General features: G+C 69.0%; 9 protein-coding genes and 1 pseudogene. 8 read left to right on the top strand and 2 right to left on the bottom strand.

Features of this window, described 5'->3' with window-relative positions; translation table 11 throughout:
- On the top strand, positions 1-378 hold a 378-nt coding region (locus x551_RS15085; protein ID WP_036249242.1), incomplete at its 5' end, for a CAP domain-containing protein.
- Positions 379-412: 34 nt separating this feature from the next.
- Here the strand turns inward: x551_RS15085 and mnmA are convergent.
- Complete coding sequence (mnmA, locus tag x551_RS15080; RefSeq protein ID WP_036234773.1) at positions 413-1,603, bottom strand: tRNA 2-thiouridine(34) synthase MnmA; 1,191 nt, start codon at positions 1,601-1,603, stop codon at positions 413-415.
- Positions 1,604-1,605: 2 nt separating this feature from the next.
- Positions 1,606-2,097 (bottom strand): NUDIX hydrolase, encoded by a 492-nt coding sequence (locus x551_RS15075; protein ID WP_036234772.1) that lies wholly within the window; start codon positions 2,095-2,097, stop codon positions 1,606-1,608.
- 78 nt (positions 2,098-2,175) lie between these two features.
- On the opposite strand from x551_RS15075, the pseudogene x551_RS15070 reads away from it, so the two are divergent.
- The 7 genes and pseudogenes from x551_RS15070 to x551_RS15040 all read left to right on the top strand — a co-directional run bounded on the left by x551_RS15070 (position 2,176) and on the right by x551_RS15040 (position 8,663).
- Positions 2,176-3,293 (top strand): annotated as a pseudogene (locus x551_RS15070) (Re/Si-specific NAD(P)(+) transhydrogenase subunit alpha).
- A complete protein-coding gene (gene panD, locus x551_RS15065; RefSeq protein ID WP_011831142.1) occupies positions 3,290-3,652 on the top strand; it encodes an aspartate 1-decarboxylase in 363 nt (120 codons plus the stop codon). The pseudogene x551_RS15070 and the gene panD overlap by 4 nt, the downstream one beginning before the upstream one ends.
- A gap of 18 nt (positions 3,653-3,670) precedes the next feature.
- On the top strand, positions 3,671-3,991 hold the full coding sequence (locus x551_RS15060) for an NAD(P) transhydrogenase subunit alpha (RefSeq protein ID WP_011831143.1): 321 nt from the start codon (positions 3,671-3,673) through the stop codon (positions 3,989-3,991).
- Between the two features lie 3 nt (positions 3,992-3,994).
- Positions 3,995-5,416, top strand: coding sequence for an NAD(P)(+) transhydrogenase (Re/Si-specific) subunit beta (locus x551_RS15055; RefSeq protein ID WP_011831144.1), 1,422 nt, complete (start codon positions 3,995-3,997; stop codon positions 5,414-5,416).
- A gap of 146 nt (positions 5,417-5,562) precedes the next feature.
- Entirely contained in the window at positions 5,563-7,236 is a 1,674-nt protein-coding gene (locus tag x551_RS15050) for a long-chain-fatty-acid--CoA ligase (protein ID WP_036234775.1), read from the top strand.
- A 130-nt stretch (positions 7,237-7,366) separates the two neighbouring features.
- Positions 7,367-7,873, top strand: coding sequence for a hypothetical protein (locus x551_RS15045; RefSeq protein ID WP_036234770.1), 507 nt, complete (start codon positions 7,367-7,369; stop codon positions 7,871-7,873).
- A 28-nt stretch (positions 7,874-7,901) separates the two neighbouring features.
- Positions 7,902-8,663 carry a 5'-methylthioadenosine/adenosylhomocysteine nucleosidase gene (locus x551_RS15040; protein WP_036234768.1) on the top strand — a complete coding sequence of 254 codons (762 nt, stop codon included), beginning with the start codon at positions 7,902-7,904 and terminating at the stop codon, positions 8,661-8,663.
- Positions 8,664-8,689: the final 26 nt, after the last annotated feature.

The following is an 8,689-nucleotide window of genomic DNA, read 5'->3' as shown; positions in this document are numbered from 1 at the left end:
CGCGGCCGGAGCCCCTGCGGCGCGCGCGGCAGCTTCGCCGCCGTCCCGGCGCTGGCCTGGGACGCGCAACTCGCCCAGGCCGCCTACCGCCACAGCCGCGACATGGCCGACCACGATCACTTCTCGCACACCGGGACGGACGGCAGCACGCTCGGCGCCCGCGTCGACGCAGCGGGCTACGCCTGGTCCGGCGTGGGCGAGAACATCGGGGCCGGCTACGGTTCGCTGCAGTCGGTAGTAGACGGCTGGATGGCCAGCGACGGCCACTGCGCCAACCTGATGAGCCCGGGCTACACGGAGCTCGGCCTCGCCTGCGCGCGCAACAACGCCAGCAGCTACGGCCTGTACTGGACGCTGGACCTGGCGCGCCCGCGGTGAGGCAGAGGCCCCCGGGCCTGCGGCCGCGCCAGCCTCAGGCCGCCGCGGCGATCACGCCGCCGCCTAGGCAGACCTCGCCGTCGTACAGCACCGCCGACTGGCCCGGCGTCACCGCCCACTGCGGCACACCGAAGTCGAGCCGGAAGCGACCGTCGGCACCCGGCGCCAGCACGCAGGACGCGTCGGCCTGGCGGTAACGGGTCTTGGCCGCCAGTGCGCCCGGCGCCGGCGGGGTGCCGGCGATCCAGCTGGCGTCGTCTGCCTCCAGCCGGAACGACTGCAGCCACGGATGGTCGTGGCCCTGCACCACGTACAGCGTGTTGTGCGGACGGTCCTTGCGGGCCACGAACCAGGGTGCATGGTCGGCCCCGCCGCGCGCCGCGCCGCGCTCCTTCACGCCACCGATGCCGATGCCCTTGCGCTGGCCCAGCGTGTAGAAGGACAGCCCCACGTGCTCGCCGAGCGTGCGGCCGCGCTCGTCCTTGATCGGCCCCGGCGCGTGCGCGAGGTAGCGGTTCAGGAACTCGCGGAACGGGCGCTCGCCGATGAAACAGATGCCGGTCGAGTCCTTCTTCGCCGCCACCGGCAGCCTGATCTCCGCGGCGATGCGACGCACCTCGGTCTTCGGCAGCTCGCCCACCGGGAACAGCGTGCGCGCCAGCTGCGCCTGGCTCAGGCGGTGCAGGAAATAGCTCTGGTCCTTGCTCGCGTCCAGCCCCTTGAGCAACTCGAAGCGGCCGCCCGCCTCGCGCACCCGGACGCGGTCGAGCGCGCCGGCGCTCGACTCGTCAAGAGGCCCATCGGGCATGCCGGGGAGCGCCGGTGCGCGGCGAACCCGGGCGTAATGTCCGGTGGCGATCTTGCCGGCGCCCAGCCGCAGGGCATGGTCCAGGAAGGCCTTGAACTTGATCTCGGCGTTGCACAGGACATCGGGGTTGGGTGTGCGGCCGGCCTCGTACTCGCGCAGGAACTCGGCGAACACGCGGTCCCGGTACTCGGCAGCGAAGTTGACGTGCTCGATCTCGATGCCGATCACGTCGGCCACGCTGGCGGCATCGAGGAAGTCCTGGCGCGACGAGCAGTATTCGTCGTCATCGTCGTCCTCCCAGTTCTTCATGAACAGGCCGACCACCTCATGACCCTGCTGCTTCAGCAGCCAGGCGCTGACCGCGGAGTCGACCCCGCCGCTCAGCCCGACCACCACCCGCTCCTTCTTCGCGCTCATCCTCAGGATTTTTCCACCGGATCGTAGAGGCCGGGGTCGACGAAGACCGTGCCGAGCGGATGGCGAATGCCGGCCAGGTGGTCATCGACATTGCGCTGCAGCGCCGGGCTGCGGTGGCGGTGGGCGTTGGCGCGGATCTCCTCGGGCGTCATCCACAGCGTGCGCAGGATGCCCTTGTCGAGCGCACGGCCGGGCACCGGCTCGCCGACGCTGCCGCAGTAGGAGAAGCGCAGGTAGGTCACGTCCTCGTTGCGGGCGCTGCGGATGAAGCGCGACATGTAGACGCCGAGCAGCGCGGTCGGCGTGAACACGCAGGCGGTCTCCTCGAGCACCTCGCGCACCACCGCCTCGAGCAACGACTCCCCCGGATCGAGGTGACCGGCCGGCTGGTTGAGGCAGATGCCTTCGGGCGTCTGCTCTTCCACCAGCAGGAAACGACCCTGGTTTTCGATGACCGCAGCCACGGTCACGGCAGGTTTCCATCTTTGTTTCATGCACGATCGTAAGGGGGACGGTCTCCGGATTGTGTAAGCTCCGCCCCCAAACACAACAAGCCCTGAGGAGGCAGCACCATGCGCATCGGCGTGCCGCGCGAGACGGCTGCGGGAGAAACCCGCGTTGCCGCGACCCCCGAGACGGTCAAGAAGCTCAAGGCACAGGGCCACTCGCTGCATGTGCAGGCGGGCGCCGGCCTGAGCGCCAGCGTCACCGACGAGGCCTACGTGGCCGCCGGTGCCGAGATCACCGACGCGGCCGGCGCCTTCGGCTGCCCGCTGGTGCTGAAGGTGCGCGCACCCTCGGTGGCCGAGCGCGCGCTGATCCCGGCGTCGACGGCGCTGATCGGCATGCTCAACCCCTTCGACAAGGACGGGCTGCAGGGCCTGACCGACGCGAAGCTGACCGCCTTCGCCCTCGAGGCCGCTCCGCGCACCACGCGCGCGCAGAGCATGGACGTGCTGAGCTCGCAGGCCAACCTGGCTGGCTACAAGGCGGTGATGATCGGCGCCGACCGCTACCAGCGCATCTTCCCGATGCTGATGACGGCCGCCGGCACCGTGAAGGCCGCGCGGGTGGTGATCCTGGGCGTGGGGGTGGCCGGGCTGCAGGCCATCGCCACCGCCAAGCGCCTGGGCGCCGTCATCGAGGCCTCCGACGTGCGCCCCTCGGTGAAGGAGCAGGTGGAGTCGCTGGGCGCCAAGTTCATCGACGTGCCTACGAGACCGCCGAGGAGAAGGAAGCCGCCGAGGGCGTGGGCGGCTACGCCCGCCCGATGCCGCCGTCGTGGCTGGAACGCCAGAAGGTCGAGGTCGCCAAGCGCGTGGCCCAGGCCGACATCGTGATCACCACCGCGCTGATCCCGGGCCGCCCGGCGCCGGTGCTGGTGACCGAGGACATGGTCAAGGCCATGAAGCCCGGCTCGGTGATCGTCGACATGGCCGCACCCCAGGGCGGCAACTGCCCGCTGACCGAGGCCGGCCGCACGGTGGTGAAGCACGGCGTCACGCTGGTCGGCGAGACCAACCTGCCCGCGCTGGTGGCCGCCGATGCGTCGGCGCTGTATGCGCGCAACGTGCTCGACTTCCTGAAGCTCGTGCTCGAGAAGGACGCCGCGGCGCTGAAGATCGACCTCGAGGACGACATCGTCAAGGCCTGCCTGATGTGCCGCGACGGGCAGTTGCTCAGAACATGAATCGCCTGATGCTCCGCGCGAAGCTCCATCGCGCCACGGTGACCGAGGCCGACCTGCATTACGAAGGCTCGTGCGGCATCGATGCCGCCCTGCTGGAGGCCGCCGACATGCGCGAGTTCGAGCAGATCGAGCTCTACAACGTCAACAACGGCGAACGCTTCTCCACCTACGTCATCCCGGCACCGCCGGGCTCGGGCGTGATCTCGCTCAATGGCGCCGCGGCCCGCAAGGCCCATGTCGGCGACCTGCTGATCATCTGCACCTACGCCCCGATGAACGACGCCGAGGTCGCGACGCACAAGCCCAAGGTGGTGCTGCTCGGGCCGGGCAACCGCATCGAGTCGGTCCGCAAGTTCTGATCCCCAGGAGACAACAAGATGGACATCGTCAGTCCCACCATCCTCAACCTGATCATCTTCGTGCTGGCCATCTACGTCGGCTACCACGTGGTGTGGACCGTCACGCCGGCGCTGCACACGCCGCTGATGGCGGTGACCAATGCCATCTCGGCCATCGTGATCGTCGGCGCGATGCTCGCCGCCGCCCTGACCGAGACCGGCCTAGGCAAGACCATGGGCGTGCTGGCGGTGGCGCTGGCTGCGGTGAACATCTTCGGCGGCTTCCTCGTCACGCGCCGCATGCTGGAGATGTTCAAGAAGAAGGACAAGAAGCCCGCAGCGACGGCGCAGGGGAAGTAAGCCATGAGCCTCAATCTCGTCACCCTGCTCTACCTGGTCGCCAGCGTCTGCTTCATCCAGGCCTTGAAGGGCCTGAGCCACCCGACCACCTCGATCCGCGGCAACCTGTTCGGCATGGTCGGCATGGCGATCGCCACGCTGACCACCGCGGCACTGATCGTCAAGCTGGCCGGCTCGGCCCTCGGGCTTGGCTGGGTCCTGGTCGGCCTGGTGGTCGGCGGCGGCTATGGCGCGTGGCGCGCCAAGACGGTCGAGATGACCAAGATGCCCGAGCTGGTGGCCTTCTTCCACAGCATGATCGGCCTGGCGGCAGTGTTCATCGCGGTCGCCGCGGCGGTCGAGCCCTGGGCCTTCGGCATCGTCGAAAAGGGCGGCGCGGTGCCGGTGGGCAACCGCGTCGAGCTGGCGCTGGGCGCGGCCATCGGCGCCATCACCTTCAGCGGTTCGGTGATCGCCTTCGGCAAGCTCTCGGGCAGCTACAAGTTCCGCCTGTTCCAGGGCGCGCCGGTGGTGTTCAAGGGGCAGCATGCGCTGAACGCCGTGCTCGGCCTGGCGCTGCTGTTCTTCATCGTCGGCTACGCGATCAGCGAGTCCAAGCTGGACTTCGCGCTGCTGCTCGCGCTGGCCTTCGTGATCGGCGTGACCATCATCATCCCGATCGGCGGCGCCGACATGCCGGTGGTGGTGTCCATGCTCAACAGCTACTCGGGCTGGGCCGCTGCGGGCATCGGCTTCTCGCTGAACAACAGCATGCTGATCATCGCCGGCTCGCTGGTGGGCAGCTCGGGCGCGATCCTGAGCTACATCATGTGCAAGGCGATGAACCGCTCGTTCTTCAACGTGATCCTGGGCGGCTTCGGCGGCGACGCCACGGCGGCCACCGCCGGCAAGGCCGAGGCCCGGCCGGTCAAGAGCGGCAGCGCCGACGACGCGGCCTTCGTGCTGGGCAATGCCGAGACGGTGGTGATCGTGCCGGGCTACGGTCTGGCGGTGGCGCGTGCGCAGCATGCGGTCAAGGAGCTGGCCGAGAAACTCACGCACAAGGGCGTGACGGTCAAGTACGCGATCCATCCGGTGGCCGGGCGCATGCCGGGCCACATGAACGTGCTGCTGGCCGAGGCCGAGGTGCCCTACGACCAAGTGTTCGAGATGGAGGACATCAACGGCGAGTTCGGCCAGGCCGACGTGGCCATCATCCTGGGCGCCAACGACGTGGTGAACCCGGCGGCGATGACCAAGGGCAGCCCGATCTACGGCATGCCCATCCTCGAGGCCTACAAGGCCAAGACGATCATCGTCAACAAGCGCTCGATGGCCGCCGGCTACGCGGGCCTGGACAACGAGCTGTTCTACATGGACAAGACCATGATGGTCTTCGGTGATGCCAAGAAGGTCGTCGAGGACATGGTCAAGGCCATCGAGTGAGCCATCGCCCCGCGGCTCGGGGCCTCGCTTCGAAGGGATGATGCCGGCGGGCCCTAGACAGCCCGCTCCAGCACGGGCTATCGCATTCCCTGAGAGAGGCCCTGTCAGCGCGAAGTCAGAATGACTTTTCGCGTATGGAGCTGCCCATGGACCCCATCTGGCTCGAGCACTACCCGGCCGGCGTGCCGCACAACGTCGACGTTGCGCAGTACCCCTCGCTGGTCGCGCTGATCGACGACAGCTTCAAGAAGTTCGGCAGCCTGCCCGCCTACAAGTTCATGGGCAAGGCCTTCAGCTTCGCCCAGGTCGACGAGATGTCGCGCTCGCTCGCGGCCTACCTGCAGACGCTGGGCCTGGCCGCCGGCGACCGCGTCGCGGTGATGATGCCCAACGTGCCGCAGTACCCGGTCACGGTGGCCGCGATCCTGCGTGCCGGCTACGTGGTGGTCAACGTCAACCCGCTGTACACGCCCCGCGAGCTGGAGCACCAGCTCAAGGATTCGGGCGCGAAGGCCATCGTGATCGTCGAGAACTTCGCGCACGTGCTGCAGAAGGTGATGTCGACGGTGCCGACGAAGAAGGTGGTGGTCACGGCGCTCGGCGACCTGCTCGGCTTCCCGAAGTCGCTGATCGTCAACACCGTGGTGCGCAAGCTGAAGAAGATGGTGCCGGCGTTCGAGCTGCCGGGCGCGGTGCGCTTCAACGACGCGCTGGCCGCCGGCCGCGGCAAGTCGTACACGGCGGCCAAGGTGGGACCGGACGACATCGCGGTGCTGCAGTACACCGGCGGCACCACCGGCGTGAGCAAGGGCGCGGTGCTGCTGCACCGCCACCTGGTCGCCAACATCCTGCAGTCGGAGGCCTGGTACCAGCCGGCCCTGAAGAAGATCCCCGCCGGCGAGCAGATCAACACCGTGTGCGCGCTGCCGATCTATCACATCTTCGGCTTCAACACGAACATGATGCTGGGCCTGCGCATGGGCGGCTGCAACATCCTGATCGCCAACCCGCGCGACCTGCCGACGATGTTCAAGCAGTTGCGCGGCGAGCGCATCCACAGCTTCCCGGCAGTCAACACGCTGTTCAACGCGATGGCGCATCACGCCGACTTCGGCAGCGTCGACTGGAGCCATCTGAAGATCTCGGTCGGCGGCGGCATGGCGGTGCAGAGCGCCACCGCCAAGCTCTGGCTCGAGAAGACCGGCTGCCCCATCGTGGAGGGTTACGGCCTGTCGGAGACTTCGCCCTCGGCCACCTGCAACCCGGTCGACAGCAGCGCCTACAGCGGCAACATCGGCCTGCCGATGCCCAACACCCTGCTGAAGCTGATCGACGACGACGGCCACGAGGTGCCGCCGGGCACGCCGGGCGAGATCGCAATCAAGGGCCCGCAGGTGATGGCCGGCTACTGGCAGCGTCCCGACGAGACCGCGAAGGTGATGACGGCCGACGGCTACTTCCGCTCCGGCGACATCGGCGTGGTCGACGAGCGCGGCTACTTCAGGATCGTCGACCGCAAGAAGGACATGATCCTGGTGAGCGGCTTCAACGTCTACCCGAACGAGGTCGAGGAAGTGGTGACGCAGATGCCGGGCGTGCTGGAGTGCGCCGCCATCGGCGTGGCGGACGCCAAGTGCGGCGAGGCAGTCAAGCTGGTGATCGTGCGCAGCGACCCCGCGGTCACCGAGGAACAGGTGCGCGCCTATTGCGAGGCCAACCTGACGGGCTACAAGCGGCCGAAGATCGTCGAATTTCGCACCGAGCTGCCCAAGACGCCGGTCGGCAAGATCCTGCGCCGCGAGCTGCGCGACAAGGCCTGAGCCGCGACGCCACGGCGTGCGCAGGGTCACGGGCTTCGGTCTATCGTCACCCACCGCGGCACGCTGGCCGAAGTCGGCCCGTACACTGCGCGCTGGATCGTACCGAGGCAGAGCAAGCTGTTGATGCACGATGGCCGATCGCTACACGAAGACTGAGACGGGCCGCGCCGAGATCCGCGCCCGCGTCCACGCACTGACACGCACCGCCCGCAATCTGCTGCTGATCATCGATCCCAGCCGGGACGGCGCGAACTGGGTGTCCATGGTGCAGGGCGCCAGCGCCGCAGACCTGCAGACGCTCGTCGATGCCGGCCTCGTGAGCCCGCTCGGTGGCCCAAGCGTCGCGCCGAGCCTGCCACCGGCCGAACCCGCACCGTCCGCCGCCACGGCCACCGCGACCGGCCCGGGCGCGCTGGAGGCGTCGTCGCTGTCCTACTCGGACCTCTACGACCTGCTGCCCGGCCTGGCGAAGCAGCACCTGGGCCTGATGAAGGGCTACCGCTTCGTGCTGGCGATCGAGAAGGCCGATGGTCTGGTCGGCCTGCAATCGGTGGCCCGCGACCTGCTGACCGAGATCGAGCGCGCCAAGGGGACCGCAGTGGCTCGCTCCGCGCGGCGCGCCTTGCTGCTGCCCTGATCGGCAGCACGCACTGACAGGACCCGCCATGGGGTTGCGCTTCGCACTCGTCGCGGCTCTCGAAGAGGAACTGCGCACCTTGCTCGCGGCGCTGCAATCGCCCGTGACCGAGCACCATGCCGGCCGGGCCTTCCACCGCGGCCGGCTCGATGGCCACGAGGTGGTGCTGGTGCGTTCGGGCATCGGCAAGGTGGCCGCGGCCACCACCGCGCTGCTGCTGGCCGACCGCTACGGCGTCGATGCGCTGGTGTTCACCGGCGTGGCTGGCGCGTTGCAGCCCGCAGCGTCGATCGGCGACGTGGTGGTCGCGCGCGAGCTGCTGCAGCACGACATGGACGCCTCGCCGCTGTTTCCGCGCCACGAAGTGCCGCTGACCGGCCGCTCGCGTTTCCCGACCGACGCGGACCTCAGCGACGCGCTGGTGCGCGCGGCGCGCGACGCACTGGAGGCCGAGCGCATCGGGCTCGACTCCAGCTTCGCCGCACTCGGCATCGACCGCCCGCGTGTGCACGAGGGCCTGGTGGTCAGTGGTGACCGCTTCGTCGCGACCTCGCTCGAGCGCACCGCCCTGCGCACCGAACTGCCCGATGCGCTGGCCGTGGAGATGGAGGGGGCGGCGGTGGCCCAGGTCTGCCTCGATTGCGACCTCCCCTTCGCAGTGCTGCGCACGCTGTCCGACTGCGCCGACGACAGCGCCCACGTGGACTTCGGCCGTTTCGTCGCCGAGGTGGCCGGCCCGCTGGGCGCGGCCATCGTGCGCACCTGGCTGCGCCGCGTCGAACCGGCGTGAACCGCGCCCTCCGCCCGGCTGGGGCG

It is taken from the genome of Methylibium sp. T29 (assembly GCF_000576205.1).
GTDB classification, from domain to species: Bacteria; Pseudomonadota; Gammaproteobacteria; order Burkholderiales; family Burkholderiaceae_C; genus Methylibium; species Methylibium petroleiphilum.
This window is presented reverse-complemented; position numbering and strand designations above follow the sequence as displayed.

What these genes read in the sequence shown, in the direction of transcription:
- x551_RS15045 (WP_036234770.1), top strand. Translation starts at nt 7,367, where the DNA reads ATGGCCGATCGCTACACGAAGACTGAGACGGGCCGCGCCGAGATCCGC.
- x551_RS15040 (WP_036234768.1), top strand. Translation starts at nt 7,902, where the DNA reads ATGGGGTTGCGCTTCGCACTCGTCGCGGCTCTCGAAGAGGAACTGCGC.
- panD (WP_011831142.1), top strand. Translation starts at nt 3,290, where the DNA reads ATGAATCGCCTGATGCTCCGCGCGAAGCTCCATCGCGCCACGGTGACC.
- x551_RS15060 (WP_011831143.1), top strand. Translation starts at nt 3,671, where the DNA reads ATGGACATCGTCAGTCCCACCATCCTCAACCTGATCATCTTCGTGCTG.
- mnmA (WP_036234773.1), bottom strand. Translation starts at nt 1,603, where the DNA reads ATGAGCGCGAAGAAGGAGCGGGTGGTGGTCGGGCTGAGCGGCGGGGTC.
- x551_RS15055 (WP_011831144.1), top strand. Translation starts at nt 3,995, where the DNA reads ATGAGCCTCAATCTCGTCACCCTGCTCTACCTGGTCGCCAGCGTCTGC.
- x551_RS15050 (WP_036234775.1), top strand. Translation starts at nt 5,563, where the DNA reads ATGGACCCCATCTGGCTCGAGCACTACCCGGCCGGCGTGCCGCACAAC.
- x551_RS15075 (WP_036234772.1), bottom strand. Translation starts at nt 2,097, where the DNA reads ATGAAACAAAGATGGAAACCTGCCGTGACCGTGGCTGCGGTCATCGAA.